The following is a 21,431-nucleotide window of genomic DNA, read 5'->3' as shown; positions in this document are numbered from 1 at the left end:
GTACTACATCGACTAACCGGCTGAGGCCGCCGACTACACCAGCGCAATCGACCTCGACGTGCTCTGGACTGTCCTCCGCTGATTGAACTGACGGCTATCAGGACTTGGCGGTCGCCGGCGCTGGCAGTACGACGCCGATGACAGCGACCGTGACGAGTTGCTCAGGATCCTGGGGGGATCGCAGCACAAAGTCCCCCCGCGTCGTGCTGCTGCCAGCCCGCTCGGATTCAACAGAGCAGTGATCGTGCAATGCCTTCTTCGCCTTCTTCATGATCTCGGTCGGCACGCCACCACGGATGAAAATGATCAAGGCAGCCTTGGTGTCTCGCCAGGTCACATACCCGAAAAGCTGATCAATCGCCTCACAGAAGGCCTTTTGCCCGTCCCAGAACTTGCATTCACCAATGAACGCATTGGCGCCTTCCCAACGCAGCAGGATGTCGGTCTTGCCATTGCCATTGAAAACTTCGCCCGCGACCGCACCACGGTAGTTGGCGTTCAACACAATCAAGATCAGATTCCGGATCTCTTCCTCGTCGAGCTTCGCGGCGGTCGGTGTGCGTTCCATCGCGAGAGTCATCTGCTCGATCGTCTGTACAACGTCTTCGTAGATCTCGCGCGCCATGGTCGGCTCGTGATGCCCGGCAGGGGCCGCGTCGTTGGGAACCGCGGGGCGCAGAATCTTGCGCTCGATCGGGATCGGCACCTGCTCCTGCGCTGGTGTTCGGTAAATCGGAACGTCGGATTCAGCATCCAGCGCAGCGGCATGCTCTACCATTTCGATGCGCCGCAGCAGCTGCTCGCGGACAACCGCGCGAAGGTCCTGGTTGTGCGCGTCCACTTCCTCGTTCAGCCACGCAATCTTGGTCTGCAGGGCCCGAATAGTCTGTTCGCGGTCGTTGACTATTTCTCCCCACTGCCGGTCTGTGGCCCGGACATGGATCAGAAGATGATCATCGCCACCGACGACTACCGGTGCCAACGGGTCGTCATTGCCAACCACCTGGAGCTCGCCCTTCGGGACTGTGCGCCACAGGTCCCGTGATCCGGTGTACGGCAGTCGGAAGGTCGTCATCAGCTCATTGCTGATGACGACCTTCCGACCAGCGGACAAGTTTCCGGCTTGAGTGGCTTGAGTAGGAAGAACGGTCAATTGGCTGGTCAACAGTTCGATCCGCTCGACATGAAACTCATTCCAGATCTCATCAGTCAACTCGTCGAGAAGGTCCCTGACAAGCCTGCCGTGAACGATCGCATCGACTTGCCGTGAGGCTTCCCCACGCATCTCTTCGAGATACGGCGAGGTCTTGATGCCATTGGTGAGGACACTCATGGATCCATAGTGAGGGCTCGGCCCGACAGCGCAGCGCAGCGCCACGGGGGGATCAGCCGATACGCGCATGGATTCGCGTGGTGTCGCGCTGGGGCAGCACAGCCAGCTGGATCGGCTCGGTGGAATTCAGGCTCCCGGAACAAGCGACCCCCACACTGCCAGTGTCATTTACACGTTCCATCTCGTCCTGCTGATCCCCGCCTGTCCAGGTCAGCGGCGGTTTCGCGTCCCGGTCGTTCCGCCTCGTCCGTGCCGTATCAGCGCGTCTTGGCAAGCTCTCGGCAAGTTGAGGGCTCCTCAAAATGCAGCCATGACGAGGGGCAACGGCGGTCGGCGCGACGCAGGTGACGTCTACCTCCCGAAAGCGTAGCCCGCGTGCTCCGGAACCGGAACAGGTGCGGCGAGCTGTGGTGAACTCGCCGTCCCTTGCTTCGTGGGCAATCGCTGCGTGCGCCCGGCTGCGCTGGCGTGCTCCGCGATGGCGGCTGGCACGGCGCCGGCAGGCCGCACTGAGAGTTGCCGATACTGAGCCGTATTTCGAAGTGCAGGAGTCCACGCTCGGCGACCCCGCAGCCCAGCCTGGGCAGGCTCACGAACACCAGCTTCCAGCCCATGCAGACCCCGGCAGCCGCGGTTACCGGTACGAGGTCGGCGAGAAGACGACGGGTGCATCCCGCCGAACGCGCGCTCATCCCGAATATCGAGATCTGCGCGTTTCACGCGATCTTCGTGAGGTTATGAATGTCAAGCTGACTGAATGGATGGCGGAACTGGCTCTCAGGCCCGGCTCGCAGCAGTCGCAGAATGGCTGGCATCACTTCGTCATGGCCTGGTCATCGCCGACGTGGCGTGGGAGACCGCGATGTCAGACCTTCGTTTGCTTGCAGTGAATTACGTCGTTCGGCGTCAACTCGAAGCCCTCGAAGCAACTGTGGTGCTTGCGGGATCTGGCTTCGGTCATCTGGCCGTCGGGTTCGTTCGGCCCGCCCTCGACGAGTTGCTGTGGACCGCATGGGTCACAGACCTTCCAAAGGCCGTAGCGCACGAGCTTCTGCTCGACATGGGCCAATACGACGCGGTGCGCTCGCTGGTTGCTCAGCGTGACTTTGTCGGTGATCAAGTGATGCAGCAACTTTGGTACCCGGTCGCTTTCCTCGACACGGCAGCAGACCGAGAAAACGAGTTGAAGGGAGGATTGAAGAAACGCGGCGAAGCGCTCGGGTGGGGAAAACGTGTGTCCCCACCTGCAGATTGGGTCGCGGAGCAAACTGGTAGGGGGCCGCTCTATCGCTACCTTCACAGCGCAACGAGCAGGTCGCTGCATTTCTCGATGGGCGAAGTCATGCGTCACGGGTGGGGCGAGCCAGGTGGGGTACTCACCACCCTCCAGTCCGAGTTTCGGAGCAACCGAGCCGATTTTGCCCTCTACCAGCTTCCTCAGCTGTTCCTTGAAACGCTGCTGAAGTGCGACTCGCTACATGGATGGGCTGGGGTCGACTTCGATGTCGCCGATGAGGAGCAAGCAAGGCAATTCCTCACCGTGAGTGAGCGCCTCGCGGCGTGCGGCGCTGTTCCGCTTGTTGATGCTCGCGAGTGGAATCTCGGCCCTGAGGGTCCGGTTGGGTATTGAGTCAAGCTTGATACTCCGGAATGCCTCCCAGTCATACTCAGCACTGCGCCGAGGTAGACGGTTGCTGGATAGGTGGCGATGGCTGTAAGAGTTGTAGCAGCCCAGTCGCTTTTCGCGCGATAATCTGGGCGGATTGTTTCGTATGCTGAGACCCAGTTCCGTTCGATCATCAACGCCATTTTTAAGGCTGGGGGGCAGGTCTCGGTGTCTAGGCTGATAATCTTGGCCAGGCGTTCGGCTCGCTTCATATGGCGTCGACGGCCCGTTAACGGCAGCGTCGCCGCGATTGATGCCACGGCGAGTAGAGCGCTGGGAACTGAGATTGCAACTTGTGCTGGGATCCCCGCCATGATCAGAAGCGTAGGCGGACTTGCGTTTCGCTGCATACGCAATTTGCCGCCCCAATCCTGACCTGCGCCAGGATGGGGGCGGTTGCACAGGGCTGCTGTGGCGGTCGTACCGCACTGGATGCATTCACATGCCGCTGAGCGCTCGGCCGGTGGGTTCGGGTCGGCGCCGCGGCGGAACGCATCCCCGTGCCGCATGCCGCGCGGCTGATCGGGTGGGAAGTGAGGAGGCGTGTCAGCTGGGACATGATCGGGGCTAGCGACGCAGGAGAACAACGTCGAATCGGTAGGAGTAAAGACCCTTGAGGGTCAATCAGTACGGGAGCCGCTAGCCGGCGCCGCTACCGCCGCCGGGATGCATGATCGGTCGCGCGCACTCCTCAACACGACAACGGAAGGCAGCGAGATGCGGTTCGGGGTTACCGGGCACATGAACATCACCACCGAGACAGCGGATCTTGTGTATGCCGAAATCGTTGCGCTGCTCACCACCGCTAATGTCGGCGAGTTGGTGGGGATCAGCTGCCTCGCTCGCGGCGCGGATGCGGTGTTCGCGCAGGCGGTACTCGAAGCCGGCGGTCGGCTCCAAGTGGTGTTGCCGTCCCGGAACTACCGTCAGCGTAAGGTGAAACCCGCCTACGCTGAGCAGTTCGACCGGCTCCTCGATCGCGCCGAGGTTGTCCTGACCATGGACTTCGATGACACCGGCGTGGACGCCTACGAGGCCGCCAACGACGCCGTGCTCGATTCCTGTGATCGTCTCGTCGCGGTGTGGGACGGCGAGAATGGGGACAAGGGCGGAACGGGGTCCGTAGTCGAAATGGCACGCGAGCGTGGCATTCCGGTGGACGTGGTTTGGCCGGAAGGTGCGATGCGTCGCTAACGCTATTCCGCGGGGACAATGGCCTGCTCAGCCTATTTCGCATACTCCGGCGAGCACGCACCTACCGGGATACCGACCAATTCCGGGTTGTCCCACGGGTGCAGAACCCTGATCCGGACCATCAGACGGTCCACGATGCCGGCGAGGGTCCGGAGCTCGACACGCCACTCCTGTCCGCTTCCGGGCTCTCCAAGATGCCACCACACGGACTTCACCGGCCCGCTGATCCACGCGGCCGCGGCAAGCTGTTCCCCTACTACGGTTTCCGCGATCTCTTCGGCAGATTGCTCGGTAGGCGTTGTGGTGGTCACAGTCCATACAGCCACAGATGCCATTCCTCCAGACTAGGACTCATCCGTTCCGGGCCTCGTGGATGTGCGGCCTCGCTCACGTGGCTACGCCGAAGGCTGCTAGGTCGAGCCCAAGTGTCTTACCTATTGGCATTCGCTGCGCATCGCCGCAAGGTGCCACTACCGGACTACCTCACTCGCCCTCCAGAGCCGCACCGCACACCCCAATATGCCTTTCACTACGAGTGATCCACGAACCGTCCAGTCCGTCCGACTGGTATCAGTACGTCCAGTTCAGAGGCGTTTCCGTGTCGTCGCGTATCCAGGCGTCCAGCTCGTATCGTCCTGTCTTGGCAAGTTCTCGGCAAGATGGCAACGGACGAAATCCATATCGCTACCTGGGGATTCGGTCAGCGCGATCACGCCCCTTAAGCCGGTACCGACCACAGTACCGACACCCACCAGCCGGGCTTTTTCGACCTGCTCGGCCCCCAGGTGGGCCAGAGGTTTGGTGAACCCTCGACATTCGCATCCGAACTGTGTTCCATATGAGGACCAAGGCCATCATGCGCTGCGGGAGAACCGAGGCGCCTGTCTGTTCCGGTCCTGAGCCCCTGGGAGGAAGCTCGACATGGAGATCGACATCAGCTGCCCGAACTGCGGGCGATCCGACTGGGTCCAAAGCGTTCCCGCGGTCCGGGCCTCCGGCGTTCAGACGGTGACCGGTGTGGACTACTTCACCGGCGTCGGCGTCGCGCCGTCGGGGCTCGTTCCAGCGTTCGGCACCGCCACCGTGGAGCGCACTACAGTCTCAAACCTTGCTCGTTCTCTTCCACTGACACCGTACGTACCGTCATCGGGGAAACTGATCGCACTGGGCACCGTTCTGGCGATCCCTGGCCTGATGGTCATCGTGACATTCACCGCGATGCTGGTGAACCCCGAACCCGGCCGCACCGCGGTGACCACGTTCCTGGCCGGTGTACTGGCCTTCGCGCTTTTTTCTTGGCCGGCGGCACTGGCGTTCACAGTGGTCGTCAACCGTGTCCGGCGCAAGCGCCGAGTCGCGCGCGGCCGCAACACAGCCTCGGCGGTGTGGCGGGCGGGCCAGTACTGCCACGGCTGCGGGTTGTGCTTCTGGCCGTATTCACCGGCACCGCACATCCCTGCTCGGCAATCGATTCCACCGCGGCAGTTCACGTGGCTGGTGTGGAGTGTCGGCGGTTACGCCAACCTGATGACCTGGTGACACTCAGCACAGGGAATCACTGCATCTGACCTGATCCTTCGTCCGAGGGCTGCTCTCGAGCAGACTCGTTCCCGGCGATCGGCCCACTGGGGTTCGCTGCTGTGTCGGCCGCACGCGGTGTGCGAGTGATCGTGCCCGGCAGTTCGTTCCTGGTTTCATGCTCAGTGGTATCCGCGTTTGCTTCCGCGATCAGTCGGCGTGCTTGCTTGAGAGTGATCTCCAGCAGCTCCGCAGTGTCTTCATCGCTATAGCCCTGCGCGCGAATGTTCGCCGCGGCCAATGCTTGCTGATGACGATGCTCCGCAGCCTCGGCTTGCGCTCGAGCTTTCACCTCGACCATCTGCCTTTGCAGGTCAGAGATTTCGCGGTCACGGACCTGCTCGATCCGGGTGATCGCCTGCCAGTCGGCGATGAACCGTTTCACCTCGGCGCTGACCGCCTGTTCACGCTGACGCTGCGCGGCGCGGCGGTCGCGGAGCCGATCACGCGAACGTTGTAGCCGCTCGACCACCTCGGGTGTCCTGCGTCTGGTGCCGTGACCTGGGTTATTTGTGCTGTCCATGCCGTTCCTCGGCGGATCCGCACGTCGATCCCACGGCCCAGAATACCGGCCTCCCAGCAGAAGGCAGCCGAACCCGATCTCTCAACAGCGGATCCATCGGGCAGAAAGAGAGGTTCCCCATGCTTGAGGACATCGAAGGATTGTTCGCTCTTCCTGCACTTTTCGGCGACGATGCTGTTCCGATGTGCTGGTCTTGGGGTCTCGGTGTCGAGAGCACTGCCGCGATCACGCGATTGCTGCTCGATCCTGGATTCCGGCCTCCGCAGCTGCGCGCGGACCTGTCGAATCTGATCGTGATGGTCGCCCAGACCGGCGACGAATGGAGAAGCACATGCGACCTGGCCGCCGAACATATCCTGCCGCTACTCGCCGAAAGACGGATCCGGCTGGTCGAGGTGGCGCGCGCCGGTCCCGCCGAAGCCGACGGCATCATCATCTTGCAAGACACCCGCACACCGGTCCGGCTGCACCCGGATGCCGACGAACACGGCTTCTACGCTCTGAGTACCGAGCATCGCGCCAACGGCATTCTCCCTACCCTAGGTGGATCCAGATCCTGCTCGGCCAAAGCTAAGGGATTCCCGTTAGACCGTTGGCGTGCAACACATTTAGGCCACACTCCATACTTGCACGCGGTGGGCTTCAACGCTGATGAGACCTCGCGGGTGGCCCGGGATTCCTCGGTCACCATGGGTGGTCAGCGCACCGCGATCTACCCGCTGGTCGAGGCAGGCTGGACGCGGGCGAAATGCCAGGGCTATCTCTACGGCCTATTCGGCGCGTGGTGGCCCAAATCGTGTTGCCGACAATGCTGTTTCGTGTCGGTGCCGAGCTGGTCTGAGCAGCTCGACCGCTTCCACACCGCCCCTGCCGAAGCATTCAAGCACGTCGTCGACGAGTACGTCACCCTTGCGCTCAACCCCCGATCCGGGTTGTTCGGGCCGGGCAAATCGCTGACCGACCGGCTTCATCGCGGTGGCGCCGATCAGGTACTGGCCTTGGCCGAGGCCGAACTGGAGCGCTGCGAATGGGCGGTGTACCGGGTACGGCGCTGCTACAGCCGACCCGCCAACGCCTGGCGGGCCGTGGAAACCGTGCACCGCGGCGACCGCGCCGCCACAGCCCTGTACCTCGCACGGCTCGCCGAGCATCTTCACCTGCCGCTTCAGCAGGACGGCACGCATACCCGCGTGTGGCTGACCGAACCGTCGACGACCTACCCGCGGCTGGAGGGGTTCTTCACCGCCGCGCCGGCGGTGGTGAGCGATAAACGCAGGCCCGGGTTCGAGACCCGCTGGCATGGCCACGCCGATCACCGCCTACAGGCCCTCGAGGACTCCGCCTGCGAACTCCAGCGATGACCAGCGTGACGAGCACGACCCGGGTAGCCGTGCGGGCGGTGACCTCCGGCATCGTCGGGGTCAACAGCCTGCACACCGAGGCATGGAAAATCGTGTCGATCCTTACCCGCTGCCTGGGTGACTTCGACGGCGAAGCGCACGCCATCATCGACGTCCAGGCCACGAGACTCGTGGGAGCGGTCATCGTCGTCGACGAAGACGTGCCGTCCTTCGCCGCCGGTTGCTCGACCTGGTCGGGCTTGTGGGGACGACGATTCGGACCTTCCCAGCGAACGCGATCAAGCCGCGCGCGAGCACTGGGATTGCCAGCACACCCTCTTCGGCGCGACCCCAACCGAAGGCTGAACCCGCGAAACCGACCCCGACATCTTGGCCCGATACGACGCGCTCACTGTGGACGCTGCGGACCGGGACGTGTGCTCCCGGTCATTACTGCGCTCGGGTTGCCGAGAAACGCGCGCCCCGAACCGGTTTCGAGTTCAGTGTCTTGGCCGACGAGTTGGGGCCGCTATGCGAGGGGCTACCGGCCGCCTCGCGCTCTGCTGCCATGACCGCGGCCGTCGCGATCCTTGTCGGCGCCATCTCCCACTTGTATAAGGCCGCCGATGCCCGTGCTCCACCGCTGGCCCGCCCACCGGCCCACGGCTCGCTGGAGAGGAACCCGATGACACGACCGAGTTTCGACGCGTTGATCGCCCAGGCAGAACTTCGATACGCGCCCGAACTGCGCTTGTTGCTAGACCTCGGCTTCGACGCGCGGGTCCGGGTTGTCGGGCATGTGAACATCCACATTCCGCTCAAGGACGTGCGCGGCGGCATCCCGGTCGAGATGCTGGTCTGCAACGGCGATGGGCTGATCCTCGACGACGAGGAGCCCGAGAATTGGTGCGCCGCGGTCTATTCGAGTCACGACGGCTCCCCGCTGGACATCTTCTGCCATGGGGACCACGTCGAGGACGCTGTCCGGGCCGCCGCCGCGCTGCTGGAGTCGCCCGTGCGGGTCGCGGTCCGCACTCCCGAACACTGCTGGCACGACGCGATCCTGCCGGTCGCGGCCCTGGGCGACCGCCACGCAGAGGCGGTCCTGCTCGCACCACAGAGCTGCCAGGGTCCGCTGCGCGGCGTGAACGTCATCGTGCTCGACGACGACGTAACGGGCTGGGTGCGAGGTTGCTCCACCCACTCGGCCTGCCAGCCCATCGAACGACGGGCCGCCGCGGTCGCCCACCGTGACTGCGCCCACGCCCTCGTGCAGGAGTGGGCGGACAGCGGCCGCCTCGTCGACTGGACGACATTGCTCCCACCGAAACGAACGCCCGTGCACACCGAACCGAGGCCGCAGTCGGCTCGTCGTTGGCGACTGCCACTGGGCCGGACCCGAGATCATCGAAAGGGACTCCATGTACCGCGAATTCGACTACCGAGACTCCGACGCCATGACCGCGTTGGCCACGGCCGCACATCTCGAGATCGCCACCGCCCTGGCAGCGCTGCCTGAGCCGATCATGCTGCCCGACTCGAACCGGCCACTGTCGCTGGCGTTGCAGGCCCGCACCGCACTGCACCGGGTTGAGAACCCGTCGCGGCTCGAGCATGCGGCGCGGGAGGCTGTTTTGAACTGGGCCAGTGGGTTGACGTTGATGGCGATCGAGCACGCTGGCTCGGCAGCCGAGGGGGAATATCTACTCGAAGCGGCCTGCGAGCAGCTGTTCGCGGCGGCCAAGACCGGTCGGGCCATCCGGGAATTGCGAACACCGCTATAGGCCGCGAACGAGCCACCGCTAGAACGGAGATGCCACTGTGTCGACCGGGGTGAGACTCGGGTTGTGCCCGGTGAGTTTCAGCGAGGCTTGCGATTTCGTCGCTCTGCATCATCGACATCTCGCCCCGCCGTGGGGCACAAGTTCTCCCTCGGCGTCGCATTCGACGGTGTCGTCGTCGGTGTCTGCATCGTGGGGCGCCCGGCCGCCAGGTTCCTCTATGACGGCACCACCCTCGAGGTGAGCCGCCTCGCGACCGACGGCACCCGCAACGCCGCCAGTCTGCTGTTGGGCACGGCGTGGCGGGCGGCCAAAGCCCTCGGCTACACCCGCCTGGTCACCTACACCCGCCACAGCGAGACCGGAAGTTCCCTGCGTGGCGCCGGCTTCCATGGGGTGGCTCAGCGCCACCCTCGTCGCGGGTGGGACTGCCCGACGCGCCCACGCCTGGACCGCGGTACCGGCGGCCTCGCGCGCACGCTCTGGGAAGCCTCCTAACGGCCTACTCGCCGACTCCTTCTGCACCACCTCATGCCTTCTCTGGCCAGTCCCACACGACCCCTGTGATCAGGAGATAGTTCCGTGCATCACCCACCGCAATGCGATGGTGACATCTACTACTGCCGATGCGGGTTCGGCCCCACCGGAATTGAGAACATCGCACCCAACGCCCGCCACGAGTGTTACGACCCGCCAAGGCCTTTCGTGATGATCAACATCCTCGCGGTCACCATGACCCGCGAGGTCTACGAGGAGTTCGCGGGCCTTTCGGCCTCCGGATGCCTGGTCATAGACCGCGGCGGCGAACTGATCGCGCTGACACCCTGCTGTGCGGCGTTCGCCACCTTCTGCGACACCAGCTTGTGTTGCAAAAGCTGTTACGGCGAAGCCGATGTCGAGCATCTGCTGCCCGCTCAGGTCGCGGTGCCCGCCGCGTTGATCAATACCTGTATCCCTGGCCTGCCTCGACGCCGCAAGGAGGGTTCGTGAACGCCGACTACCTCACCGAGAAATACCAGGCCGAGATCGCCTTGGTATCGCGCTACAGCACCGCTCCCGCGGTGATCGACTCCACCGGCGGTGAGTTCAACGCCATCTGGGCCCTGCTGCCCAACGGCCTGAAGGTGGCAGCTTCCAACGGCGAGATGGAACTCGACGACTACGAGTACTGGAACCTCGGGATTTTCCACGACGACGGCGGCCAGCTCGCCTACATCACCGCCGACTTCCTCGAGGAGATGCTCGACATCGCCGCGAACCTCACCTCCGCGCAGGTGCATGCGCTGATCAACCGGTCCCCGGTCATCGAGGCACTGCCCGCCGATCTCCACCTGCTCTGAACCCCGCACGGTCCGGTTATCCCCAACGCTGCACAACGGTCGTATTCGGGCGCAATGCCCCCGGGGCCCCTCTGCCCACAACCTCATCCACATCGACGCCGCATCCGGGCTCCTGCCCCGGTGCGGCGTCGTTGCTTTTCCGGAAGGTGTTCTGTCATGCCGTATTTGGCGGTCATCCCCCCGTGTGCGCGGTGCCGGCGTCGACACGGCGCGGGCCTGGATCGGCATTGGGTCGGCGACGATCCCGAGGCCATGGTGTGTACCGGATGCCGGTCGATGCTGGCCCGATGCAACGGCTGCGGCGCCACCATGCTCGATCCGCCCGCGCTGGCCGACGACTACCGGCTGTGCCGGGGCTGCACTGAGACGTGGCTGCCGTGTGTGTCGTGCTCGTGGCTGACCAATCCCGCGATGCGCACTGTCACCAACGATCCGGTGTGCAGTAATTGCGCGGCATCGTTTTTCGATTGCTGCGTGCGCTGCCGCCGCTACAGCGCAGACACCCGCTATGTCTCCGGTGGCTCCCGTGTCTGTCCTGGCTGCGAATCCCACTACAACCCCTGCCCTGGATGCGCGACCCTCGTCAGGCCGGGCGCTGTCTGTGATCCGTGCGGTAACCCCGGCCGGGTCTGGTCCTACTCCTATAAGCCCGACCCTCGCTTCCACGGCGAGGGCCCGCTCCATCTCGGGATGGAGCTCGAGGTCATCGTCCCGGACTGGCGCTACTCCCAGTGCGTGACCGAAGCCACCGATGCCCTCGGTGGCTTGGGCTATTTGAAGCAGGATTCCTCGATCGAGCCGTGTGGATTCGAGATCGTCACCCACCCCATGAGCTGGCAACACGCCCTCGACCATTTCCCCTGGGAACTGCTGGACCAGCTCGCCGAGCTGGGCTGCCGCACCGACGACAGCGTCGGCCTGCACGTGCACGCCAGCCGTGCCGGGTTCGACAATCCCGCCCACATCTACCGATGGCTGAAACTGTTGTACCGCAACGAATCCGAGGTCACCACCCTCGCCCGGCGCAGTAGCCATTACGCGATGTTCGACGGGACCGGCCGCGCTGGCGCGGGCGCTACCGCCAAGGGCAAGCATCGGGCGCTGCGGCTGGGCCGCTATCAGGCGATCAACCCCAACCCGCGTACGACCTTGGAAGTGCGGGTGTTCGCCTCGTCGCTGTCGGCGCAGAGCGTGCAGGCCGCGCTGGCGTTCACCGCTGCCTCGGTGGAATACACCCGCGCCATCCGTGTCGCCGACGTCCGCGACGGGGCCTGGGAATGGCCCCAATTCGCTGCCTGGGTCACCCGGCACCCGGACTACCGGCCGCTGACCGCGGAGATGCGGGAGCTCGCATGTGCTTGCTGACCTACTTCCCGCCCGGTATCGCGCCCGACACCGGCGCCTTGGTGCGGGGTGCGGTGGTCAATCCGCACGGGCACGGGTTCGCGGTTGTCGCCGGGAGCCAGATCGTGGTCGGTCACGACCTCGATCCGGCCCGGGTGATCGCGAACTTCGAGCTGGTGCGTGCGCGCTACCCGGGTGGTCCGGCGTTGTTCCATTCCCGTTTCGCCACCAAAGGCGCGATCCACATCGGCAACTGCCACCCCTTCTACCTCGGCGGTGACGGTCGAACGGTGCTGGCGCACAACGGGACACTGCCCAAACGGGTGCATCCGCGTGCTTACGATCCGCGCTCAGACACCCGCATCGCCGCCGAGGACTACCTACCCACCAAGCCATTCGGGTCCCTCGACAGCCACCGCGGTGCTCGTGGCCTGACCTCGTGGTTGGGGTCGAGCAAGCTGGTGATCCTCACCGTCGACCCCGCCTACCGCCAGCGCGGCTACATCTTCAATGAGCAGGCCGGGTTCTGGCGCGATGAGATCTGGTACTCCAACGCCAGCTACCGCCCGCTCGCCGAGCCTGCCCATTGGGAGCGGTTGATGTGCGGGGGTTGCTTCCATTTCCCCCGCAACCGTGCCGGTCGCTACTGCCCGCGCTGCGGCTGGTGCTTCCACTGCGAACTTGCCCTCTTCGAATGCGCCTGCCTGACAGCGCGATCCAGCATCAGCGACCGCAGCGTCCGACCGCTCATGCTCGCCAAGGCCACATCACCCGAGACGGGCGCCGCACCCGAGCACGACTAGCCGCCGCCTCCAGCCTCTCCCGCGAACCCCGCACCAGCCCGCCCGGGCCGGTGCGGGGTTCTTCGTCGTTCACGAAAGGTCGTGACCCCGCATGCCCGTACCCACAGCAGTCGACACGCAGTGCGAAAACTGCTCCGCTCCCACCCCTGAAGCCGACCTCATCGTCACCGCCGACGGCCAACAGGTGTGTGAGCAGTGCCTGCTCCGCTTCTCGCAATGCCAGGACTGCCGTCGGCACACCCGCGAGATCACCGCCATCCTCGACGGCCCCGACGTGTGCGAGGACTGCGCCGACAACTACGACACCTGCGATGCATGCCACCGCCGCACCCGCGAGAGCTCCGCCGTCGACAACGACGAACGCGTCTGCGAAGACTGCCTCGAGCAGGATTATCACGACTGCCTCGAATGCTCCACCATGATCCGCTGGGACCGGCGCTATTGCTTGGCCTGCGAATCGGTCTACTGCCACGACGCGGTCCACGACTCCGACTACAAGCCGGTGCCGAGTTTCCACGGCACCGGTCCGCTCTATCTGGGTCTCGAGCTCGAATTACGGACGCCCAGAGGTGCTTTCGGCGCTGCGGTCGAGTCCTCGATCAATCACCTGGATGGCCTCGGCTACCTGAAGGAGGACGGGTCGATCACCAACGGCCGGGGCTTCGAACTGGTCACCCACCCGATGTCGTACGAGTACGCGCACACCCATTTCCCGTGGCGGCTGCTGGAGCGGTTGCGCCAGCTCGGGGCCTACACCGACGACGAGGTCGGGATCCACGTCCACGTCTCACGCGCCGGCTTCACCTCCCCGGCGCACGTGTATCGATGGCTCAAGTTCGTCTACCGCAACGAATCTGCGGTCACGACCCTGGCACGCCGCGCGTCCACGCGCTGGGCTCAGTTCTGCCCGAACACCCGCAAACGCATCGGCGGAATCGTCAAGGGCGAAGACCTCTTCAGTCACCGCTATCAAGCCGTCAACACCAGACCGGTGCACACCTTCGAGCTGCGGGTGTTCGCCAGTTCGCTGCAACCCCAGCAGGTGCAGGCCGCGCTCGCTTTCGCTGACGCCTCGGTCGAATACACCCGCACACTCACCGCCGCCCAGATCACCCGCCATAACGGCTGGCAATGGAACGCCTTCGTCACGTGGCTGGCCGCCCGCCCCCGGTACGCGCCGCTGCTGGCCGAACTCACCGATCTGGAGGCGCTCGAATGTGCTTGCTGAGTTTCCTCAAACCGGGAATCACTCCCGACCTCGATGCCCTCGCTACCGGCGCCGAAGCCAACCCTCACGGGCACGGCTACGCGATCCTGACCGCCGAGACCATCTTGGTCGGACACGGGATGAACGCCGCCGCCGTCCTCGACGACTTCGCCCGAGTCCGCGAAGCCAACCCCGACGGCCCGGCCTTGTTCCACTCCCGCTTCGCCACCCACGGGATCCGTAATCTTGACAACTGCCACCCTTTCGCCGTCGGCGGCGACATCCGGACAGTGCTGGCCCACAACGGAATCCTGCCCGAAAATGTCGCCCCAGCGCAGGGGGACTGGCGTTCGGACACCCGTATCGCCGCCGAGGACTTTCTGCCGCAGCGGCCTTTCGGGTCGCTGGACTCCTGGCAGGGACGTGACCGGCTCGAAAAATGGCTCGGCAGCGACAAACTCATCATCTTGACCCGCGATCCCGCCTACAAACATCCCGCCTACATCTTCAACGAACACCTCGGGCACTGGCACGACGGCCGCTGGTACTCCAACCACAGCTACCTGGCCCCCCGCTACGCCAGCTATCCGCCCGGCTTCCTCGAAACCGACTACTGCACCGAATGCGGCTACCCACTCGACGAGCAGGTCGGCACGCACTGCCACTGGTGCGGCTTCTGTGTCGCCTGCGAACTCGGCTACCCCGAGTGCGAGTGCCCGGTAGTCCCCGGCGAGAGCCGCTACGCCGATCTGCTCGACCTTGAGCACACCTGAGCCTTCCAGCCTGCACAACTTCTCACCCGCACGGCGCTGTCGGCGCCGTCTTCTTGCGATCGGAGACCCCGATGAGCGAACTCGATTCCCCACCCGTTCCTGCTGTGTTGCTGGCCGACGACCCGGTCGCCACCACACTGCCCACCCAGCTGCACCAGTTGCGTGCGGCCGGGCATCCGGTCACCATCACCGCTCGCGGTGGCCACACCCTCACCGGCATCCACATCGATGCCGTGCGCCGCCGCCACGCCGTCCTCACCGCAGGCGACCGGCCGCCGGTGCTGATGCCGCTCGCGTTTATCGACACAGCATCGGCCGGGCCCGCAGCGGCTGCGCTTGCCTCCGTTCTCGGCTCGGGGCGGTGGTAAGCGCGATGCGCGCCGACCTCGCTCGCTACCTCACCGCAGTCCGCCTCGACCCGGCCCACCACTGCTGCGTGCCCGAGTACGAACTGCCGCGCGGCCGGTCCTGGTCGTAGGCCACCACGCCGCCTTCGCTCGCAACCCGTCCCGCGGCACCGCCCTGGCCGGGTTTCCCGGAACCCTTGATCTGGTCGAAACCCGGTATCCGGCGGTGGGTTTGGTGCGGATCGAGCAGGCCACCGAGCGCTTGGTGGTACACGAGGACGGCACCACCAATATCCGGTGGGAAGAAGCGGTGTTTCCCGGCTATCTCTCCGGGATCCTGTGGCAGTTGCTCCCGGCCGAACGCGACCCGGTCTCTGGTCGGTGGGTGCTCGCTGCTGGGTCGTGGAGCGCCGGCGCGCATCGATGCATGCTCCCACCGGCGGTGCTCGCGCAGGTGCCCGGTGCACCCGAGATCGTGGCCCTCTACGACCACGACCCCTACACCGGACGCCGGGCCCGCATGATCGCCAGCAGCGCCGAACTCACCGCCTGGATCGCTGCGCAACCCCGGACCGCAGGACCCCGACAACCCCTGGTACGCCGACCCGCATGCCGGCCCCGCGGCTCTCACCGCCCGCATCGACGTCCACGTTTATGTGCCGGGTCAGCGATCGGTCCACACCACCATCACCCTCACCGCCGATACAGCGTGAGTGAGTCCGAACCCGTTGCCCGACAACGACAGTGAGGTGCACCCATCTCTGCCAACGACTTTCGATCCCAACAACCGGGCAGGACGCGCATCCCGGCGCGGCTGCACGACAGCCCGATCTCGGCGGGCATGGTGGTGCCGTTCATCACCCTCGCTCATACCGACCGCACCCGCCCGATCTGGGGCAAACTCGATCCCGCCCGGGTACAGCCGGCCTTCGAGGACAAGCTCTGCCAGATCTGCGGCGAACGACTCAGCGACCCGTTCGTCGTCTACATCCGCCCTGACGATTTCCAGCGCGGCTTGGCAGTCGAGGCGGGGCTGCATCCCGAATGCGGCTTGTATTCGAAGCAGGCGTGCCCCATGCTGGTTGGCGCAATGGCCCGCTATAATCCCAACCCGCTCAAGCACTTTCGCCACTGCGCGGACCCCGCCTGCGGGTGCGGTCGGTGGAGTGTGCCCGAACCCGATCCTCGCGAGGGCGATCGTGAAGGAACACCCGCCGACACCTGGTACGAAGCCTGGATCAGCCTCGCCGACTACAGGATCGTCAACGATCCCGGCAACGAGCGCTACGCCCCGGCCGTCGGTATCAGCCTGCGACCACCGACGCGAATCCGGCGACTCCGCAAGATCCGCGACGCCGCACCCAACACCGAGATCGACCAGCCCGCTGACCTCCTCGCCGCGGTCAACGCTGTACGCAAGCTCTTCGGTATCGACAACGTCTCTTCGTAAGCCCCACTGACGCTGAGCTTTACGGTTTGCTGCCGACCGTCGGTCCGGCCTCGGACTGACTCGCAGGGTCAGTAGGTCCAATTCGTGCCGGTGCCCCGGTACTGCTCGACAGAAATGGGCTCCACCCCCGGCCGCAGCCGATCGAGGTAGAGCTGCCCGTGCAAGTGGTCGACTTCGTGGGCAACCAACCGCGCGATACCGCGGTCGAACACGGTAATGCGGGTATTGCCGTCGATGTCGGTGTGTTCGACATGAATAGTCAACGGGCGAGGCACCTTCCCGCGCAGATCGAAGAAGCTCAAACACCCTTCGTACTGTTCGTCCTCCCCGCCACCGGTTTCGACGATACGGGGATTGAACAAAGTGAGGGTGTCGCCATCCGGTGTACGAACGATCGCCGCTGCTCGGCTGATGCCGATCTGCGGTGCGGCGATGCCCATTCCTTTGCCGAACACGTGCGCTCGCGCGACGCGCCGGGCGGCCGAATTCAGTTCCGCGACAACGCGGCGCGCGTCCTCGGCCTCGGCGGGCAGGTCGAACGGGCGCGCGGTTCGGCGCAGGATCTCCTCTCCTTCCTGCGCGATACCCAGCCCTGCCATCACCTTGCTCGGCGGGGTGCGTTCGTCGTCTGCGCGCTCGCGAAAGTCCCATTCCAAGCGATACCGCGCGTGCAAGGGTGGTTTGTCGGTCGACCAGGAATAGATGTGGCGGTCCTGTTCGACTTGGTGGGAGATGGGGGTGGGGAAAGGCTGACCTTCGGCGGCCATGGAGGTTTGCAAGCCCCAGACCGAGGGTTCGAGCGCGGCCGGGAAGTCCAGTCGCACCGACAAACAGTTCGTGGGCAGGCGTACCGCGCGTTGAAACCAGTTGCCCCAGTGGGCCGCCGAGACCGTGTATTCGTACTCGATCCAGCACGCTTGGCCGGGATAGAGCGGGAAGTGACGCCCACCGTCGAGTTCGCTGAAGCTCAGCCAGACTTCTTTGAACGCATCGCGATCGTGGTGTGCTGTCCATGCCATGGGTGTCGTGCGGTGCTCACCGTGCCAGGCATGCAGGTCGATTTCATCCCAGGTCAATGGGTTCTCTTGGTAGAGCCGGTTGGATCGTTCGGGATCTCCGGGGTAGCGGTCGACCGAAATCCTGATCAGGTAGCGGGTGATCGGCTCGGTGCCGCCGTTGATCAAGCGTCGTCGCTGGATGAGCCGGTATGTGTGGCCGTCGAAGGACAGGCTCGCATCGTCATGCTCGACCACCAGCGAGCCGGCCGCATCGGTGAGCTCGGCGGCGTCGGGCGCACGGACAGGAGCAGTGCGCGTCGCGGCGAATTCGGCGAACGCCGCACGTAAGGCGCCACCGGTTTGCAGCGTCGCTACGGCACGGCCGGCGAAGTCCCGAGACGGTTTCTCGGACCCAGATTCGATCTTGGACACATAGGGGCGGCTGTAACCGAGTTTGGTGGCCAGTGCGTTGCGCGAGAGCCCGCGCACATCGCGCCAGTGGCGCAACTCGAGCGCGAAGACGTTGAGCTGCGGGCCGGTGGGTTCGTTACCAGTCGAGTCGACGGCCGAAGTCATTGTCGGGCGCTCCTTTTCACCGAGTGTGCGTGTGCGTGAGTCCTCCGTGAGTATGCGCCCACTCTGCCGAAACACTCTGCATCCATGGCGAAATTGGACATCTCGCGACCCCAGAGACCCGCCACTACGGCAGGAATCGACCAACAGCAACTTCCGGGTCGTGGCACAACCAGAAAGGCGCGCCCGCACATGGCACAACTTTCCCTCTCCCTACAGACCTCGCCCTATCTCACTCGGGTGAGCCCTGGTACCGCGCCGGCGGTGGTGTATCTGACCGACACCTTCGGTCCGACCTATCCCCACGGCGAACCCGCCTCTGCCGATGCGGTGTTCGGGATCGTGGGCTTGGACCGGCGGATCGTGTGGCATAACGATCCGACGGTGTTGGCGATGCTGGTCGCCGCCGCTGCACAGCCGTGGGAGACGACGGCCTTGGTCGCGCGGTTCGGTCAGATGCGGGTAGCCGAGGCCGCCGGGAGGGGCTGGCTCCTCGCACCGCGAGATCTGTGCCGGGACTACCAGTTGGTCTCTGGGGAGATCGAGGTAACAGCGCACTGCAACTGGGGCTGCCGGTTCTGCCCGGTCGCCACCGACCCGAAACCGCGCCAGACCATGCCGATGCCGCTGTTCGGTGAAGTCATCACCAAGCTCGCCGAGCACGGCACCATCGACTACGTCACCTTCCAGTTCTTCAACGAACCCACCCTGGACCGCTACTTCACCGAACGCCTGGCCGTCCTGGCCGATCACGGTCTGGAGCTAGCGCTGTACACCAACGCCTCCGCACTCACCCCGGCCAAAATCGCGGCTCTGCGGGAGCGGAAGGTGTTGCGGCACTTGATTGTCAATCTGCCCAGCATCGACGCCGCCCAGTTCGCGGCATTGACCGGATCCCGCAGTTACGAGGCCACGACCCGGAATCTGCGCGCGGCGATCGATGCCGGGTTCCGGGTGCAGATCGTGGTCAACGGAATCGGTGAGGCGCTAGCCGAAAACCTCGATCAGATCGGCCGCCGATACCTGCCCCTCGGGGTCGAGGTCAGCGCCTCGGCCACCTGTGACCGCGCCGGAGACGTCGGCGGGCAGTACTTCCAGAACGTGCAGGCCCGGGGTCGGCTGACCGGGTGCGGGTGGCCGGTCCACCACGCCAACATCAGCGTCACCGGGGATCTGTTCCTGTGCTGCAACGACTACTACCAGCGCGAACGATTCGGCAACATCCGCGACGGCTCTCTGCACGAACTCATGAGCAGCGACGCCGCAACCGTGTTGCGACAGAAGGTATTCGGTGTCGCGGATGCTTCAGCGGGTTTCTTGTGCCGGCGCTGCCACAACCAGGCACCCGACTACCCGGGCCGAGAATTCCGGCCCCTCGCGACCTTCGGATAGGACCCCGTGATGACGACTCCCCCGCTGCGCATTTGGTATGTCGCGGCCCAGCGGCTCTGCAACTTCGACTGTCGCTACTGTGTCTCAACCGGCGACTGGGCCAAGAGTAACCGATTCGACTGGCGCACAGCCCAAGACCGCGATGCTTTCACCGCGATCGTCGACTGGATCGGCACCCGACCGTACCCGGTGGACGTTCGCCTGGGCAGTCTCGGTGAACCCTTCGCCTCCCCGATATTCCTCGACCGCGCCGCCTGGCTCACCCGCCAGCCCGGCGTGCGGTTCGTGGAACTGCTGTCGAACGCTTCGCTGATCCAGCGCCGACTGCCGAGCTTGGAATCGCGCGCCAATCTCGGCAAGTTGTCGCTGTGGCTGACCTGGCACCAAGAGCAGATCAGCCTGGAGAAATTTATCGCCGCCGCGGCGTTCGCCCAGGACGCCTACGGCTGCTTCGTCGTGGTGAACACTTTGCTGTTCGCCGACCACGACACCACCACCATCGCGCAAGTGAAAGCCGCCTGCGTCGAGGCCGGACTGCGGTTCAATCTCGACCTCGGCTACGACCCGACAGTGCCCTCGGCCACCAGCGGCACCGATCTCGGAGCTGCTGTGCCCGTGCTGCGCAGCGGACGAAACGTCCTCGACGTTGTCGCGGCGTGCGGAGGCGACACCGAACTGACCCGCACCGCCCTCATCGGGTTGAGTTCGCCGCAGCACCGTCCGTGCCGGGCCGGCGCGGATTACGTGTTCATCGACATCCACGGCGATGTCTATCGCTGCTCGCGGTATGCCGCTCTCGGGCTGCACCGCTACGGCAACGTCCTCGACCCCGACTTCGCACTACGACTGCGCGAGAACACCTGGGCGCCATGCGAAGCCACCTCAGGATGCGCCAACAAAGAAGACTTCCTCAACCTGCGCGTGGCCGAGCAGCTACGCCCCACCGTCGTGCCCAGCCTCGGCTGGACCGAAGCCTGAACCCCACCGAATACCGCCACCGCAGAAAGCGATTCCCCCGTGCTGCTCACCGACATGACCTGGCCCGACTTCGCCGCCCGCGCCCAGACCACCCGTGTGATCCTCCCCATCGGGGCCATCGAGCCCCACGGACCTCATCTGCCGCTGGGCTCGGACACGATGATCAGCGATCATTTCGCCTCCCGTCTCGCCGCCGATATCGACGCGGTCATCGCCCCGAGCATCGGTTACGGCGTCGCGACTCCACCGCAACGACTCGGCGGTGACTTCCCCGGTGTCGTCGCGATCAGCGGGTCGACCTTCACTCAGCTCGTGACCGAAGTCCTGACCAGCCTGACCGAACACGGTGTGCGACAACACATCATCGTCAACTCCGCCATCGACAACATCAGCTTCCTGTGCGAAGCCGCCCGCGTGGTGACCACCGTCTTCCCTGGCACCCGGATCATGATCGTCAACTGGTGGGATGTTGTCGGCGAGGGCTTCCGCAACAGCCTGGCTCGCGAAACCGGCGTCGCGCGCAGCGATGACCACCACGCGGGCATGGTCGAATCCAGCCTGATCATGCACATCGCCCCCGACGCCACCCAACCGGAGTTGGCCGAATCCGATTCGACAGGTCTGGGACCGCGCCGGTTCCTCTATCACATGTTCCCCGTGCCTGCCGACGCCGCGACACCCTCGGGGATCGTCTACACCGCCCGTCAGGCCAGCGCCGACATCGGCGGTCGTGTCGCCGACCAGGTCGCTCGCGAAATGGCGGCTGCGGTCCGCCTCGAGTTCGACACCAGCTCGGCGCGGGTGTGAGAAC

Annotated in this window: 22 protein-coding genes; 18 read left to right on the top strand and 4 right to left on the bottom strand. The window is 64.9% G+C overall.

What is annotated here, in order from left to right:
- Positions 1-97: 97 nt before the first annotated feature.
- Positions 98-1,333 carry a hypothetical protein gene (locus IBX22_RS24195; RefSeq protein WP_194818014.1) on the bottom strand — a complete coding sequence of 412 codons (1,236 nt, stop codon included), beginning with the start codon at positions 1,331-1,333 and terminating at the stop codon, positions 98-100.
- Between the two features lie 757 nt (positions 1,334-2,090).
- On the opposite strand from IBX22_RS24195, the gene IBX22_RS24190 reads away from it, so the two are divergent.
- The gene (locus tag IBX22_RS24190; RefSeq protein WP_194818013.1) at positions 2,091-2,963 is read left to right on the top strand and encodes a hypothetical protein; all 873 of its coding nucleotides are present in this window, start codon (positions 2,091-2,093) and stop codon (positions 2,961-2,963) included.
- 702 nt (positions 2,964-3,665) lie between these two features.
- Complete coding sequence (locus IBX22_RS24185; RefSeq protein ID WP_228539372.1) at positions 3,666-4,193, top strand: hypothetical protein; 528 nt, start codon at positions 3,666-3,668, stop codon at positions 4,191-4,193.
- A 32-nt stretch (positions 4,194-4,225) separates the two neighbouring features.
- On the opposite strand, the gene cutA is transcribed toward IBX22_RS24185, so the two are convergent.
- Positions 4,226-4,519: a divalent cation tolerance protein CutA gene (gene cutA / locus IBX22_RS24180; RefSeq protein ID WP_309234767.1), complete on the bottom strand. Its 294-nt coding sequence runs from the start codon at positions 4,517-4,519 to the stop codon at positions 4,226-4,228.
- Between the two features lie 595 nt (positions 4,520-5,114).
- Here cutA and IBX22_RS24175 point away from each other — a divergent pair.
- Positions 5,115-5,732 (top strand): hypothetical protein, encoded by a 618-nt coding sequence (locus tag IBX22_RS24175; protein ID WP_194818011.1) that lies wholly within the window; start codon positions 5,115-5,117, stop codon positions 5,730-5,732.
- 16 nt (positions 5,733-5,748) lie between these two features.
- On the opposite strand, the gene IBX22_RS24170 is transcribed toward IBX22_RS24175, so the two are convergent.
- Positions 5,749-6,294: a hypothetical protein gene (locus tag IBX22_RS24170; protein ID WP_194818010.1), complete on the bottom strand. Its 546-nt coding sequence runs from the start codon at positions 6,292-6,294 to the stop codon at positions 5,749-5,751.
- A gap of 182 nt (positions 6,295-6,476) precedes the next feature.
- Here IBX22_RS24170 and IBX22_RS24165 point away from each other — a divergent pair, with 182 nt between their 5' ends.
- The 12 genes from IBX22_RS24165 to IBX22_RS24110 all read left to right on the top strand — a co-directional run bounded on the left by IBX22_RS24165 (position 6,477) and on the right by IBX22_RS24110 (position 16,679).
- Positions 6,477-7,655 carry a hypothetical protein gene (locus IBX22_RS24165; protein ID WP_194818009.1) on the top strand — a complete coding sequence of 393 codons (1,179 nt, stop codon included), beginning with the start codon at positions 6,477-6,479 and terminating at the stop codon, positions 7,653-7,655.
- 664 nt (positions 7,656-8,319) lie between these two features.
- Positions 8,320-9,153, top strand: a complete 834-nt coding sequence (locus tag IBX22_RS24160; RefSeq protein WP_194818008.1) for a hypothetical protein — start codon at positions 8,320-8,322, stop codon at positions 9,151-9,153.
- Positions 9,092-9,418, top strand: coding sequence for a hypothetical protein (locus IBX22_RS24155; protein ID WP_194818007.1), 327 nt, complete (start codon positions 9,092-9,094; stop codon positions 9,416-9,418). Before IBX22_RS24160 ends, IBX22_RS24155 begins: the two co-directional genes overlap by 62 nt.
- Before the next feature lie 129 nt (positions 9,419-9,547).
- Positions 9,548-9,913 (top strand): XF1762 family protein, encoded by a 366-nt coding sequence (locus IBX22_RS24150; protein WP_228539370.1) that lies wholly within the window; start codon positions 9,548-9,550, stop codon positions 9,911-9,913.
- A 210-nt stretch (positions 9,914-10,123) separates the two neighbouring features.
- Positions 10,124-10,405, top strand: coding sequence for a hypothetical protein (locus IBX22_RS24145; protein WP_194818006.1), 282 nt, complete (start codon positions 10,124-10,126; stop codon positions 10,403-10,405).
- On the top strand, positions 10,402-10,755 hold the full coding sequence (locus tag IBX22_RS24140; RefSeq protein ID WP_194818005.1) for a hypothetical protein: 354 nt from the start codon (positions 10,402-10,404) through the stop codon (positions 10,753-10,755). Before IBX22_RS24145 ends, IBX22_RS24140 begins: the two co-directional genes overlap by 4 nt.
- 156 nt (positions 10,756-10,911) lie before the next feature.
- Positions 10,912-12,120 carry a hypothetical protein gene (locus IBX22_RS24135; RefSeq protein ID WP_194818004.1) on the top strand — a complete coding sequence of 403 codons (1,209 nt, stop codon included), beginning with the start codon at positions 10,912-10,914 and terminating at the stop codon, positions 12,118-12,120.
- Complete coding sequence (locus tag IBX22_RS24130) at positions 12,108-12,902, top strand: class II glutamine amidotransferase (protein ID WP_194818003.1); 795 nt, start codon at positions 12,108-12,110, stop codon at positions 12,900-12,902. Before IBX22_RS24135 ends, IBX22_RS24130 begins: the two co-directional genes overlap by 13 nt.
- 91 nt (positions 12,903-12,993) lie before the next feature.
- Entirely contained in the window at positions 12,994-14,130 is a 1,137-nt protein-coding gene (locus IBX22_RS24125) for an amidoligase family protein (protein WP_194818002.1), read from the top strand.
- Complete coding sequence (locus IBX22_RS24120) at positions 14,118-14,882, top strand: hypothetical protein (RefSeq protein WP_194818001.1); 765 nt, start codon at positions 14,118-14,120, stop codon at positions 14,880-14,882. The genes IBX22_RS24125 and IBX22_RS24120 overlap by 13 nt, the downstream gene beginning before the upstream one ends.
- Positions 14,883-14,953: 71 nt before the next feature.
- On the top strand, positions 14,954-15,250 hold the full coding sequence (locus IBX22_RS24115) for a hypothetical protein (protein WP_194818000.1): 297 nt from the start codon (positions 14,954-14,956) through the stop codon (positions 15,248-15,250).
- 820 nt (positions 15,251-16,070) lie between these two features.
- Positions 16,071-16,679: a cell envelope biogenesis protein OmpA gene (locus IBX22_RS24110; protein ID WP_194817999.1), complete on the top strand. Its 609-nt coding sequence runs from the start codon at positions 16,071-16,073 to the stop codon at positions 16,677-16,679.
- A 68-nt stretch (positions 16,680-16,747) separates the two neighbouring features.
- Here IBX22_RS24110 and IBX22_RS24105 read toward each other — a convergent pair whose 3' ends face one another.
- Positions 16,748-18,253: a peptide deformylase gene (locus tag IBX22_RS24105; protein ID WP_194817998.1), complete on the bottom strand. Its 1,506-nt coding sequence runs from the start codon at positions 18,251-18,253 to the stop codon at positions 16,748-16,750.
- A gap of 189 nt (positions 18,254-18,442) precedes the next feature.
- Between IBX22_RS24105 and IBX22_RS24100 the strand changes: the two genes are divergently transcribed.
- From IBX22_RS24100 to IBX22_RS24090, 3 genes are read left to right on the top strand one after another with little or no spacing between them, the layout of a single operon-like run.
- The gene (locus tag IBX22_RS24100; RefSeq protein WP_194817997.1) at positions 18,443-19,642 is read left to right on the top strand and encodes a radical SAM/SPASM domain-containing protein; all 1,200 of its coding nucleotides are present in this window, start codon (positions 18,443-18,445) and stop codon (positions 19,640-19,642) included.
- A gap of 9 nt (positions 19,643-19,651) precedes the next feature.
- Positions 19,652-20,620, top strand: coding sequence for a hypothetical protein (locus IBX22_RS24095; RefSeq protein ID WP_194817996.1), 969 nt, complete (start codon positions 19,652-19,654; stop codon positions 20,618-20,620).
- Between the two features lie 39 nt (positions 20,621-20,659).
- Positions 20,660-21,427 carry a creatininase family protein gene (locus IBX22_RS24090; protein WP_194817995.1) on the top strand — a complete coding sequence of 256 codons (768 nt, stop codon included), beginning with the start codon at positions 20,660-20,662 and terminating at the stop codon, positions 21,425-21,427.
- Positions 21,428-21,431 lie beyond the last annotated feature (4 nt).

This window comes from Nocardia sp. XZ_19_385 (assembly GCF_015355755.1).
Lineage (GTDB): Bacteria > Actinomycetota > Actinomycetes > Mycobacteriales > Mycobacteriaceae > Nocardia.
This window is presented reverse-complemented; position numbering and strand designations above follow the sequence as displayed.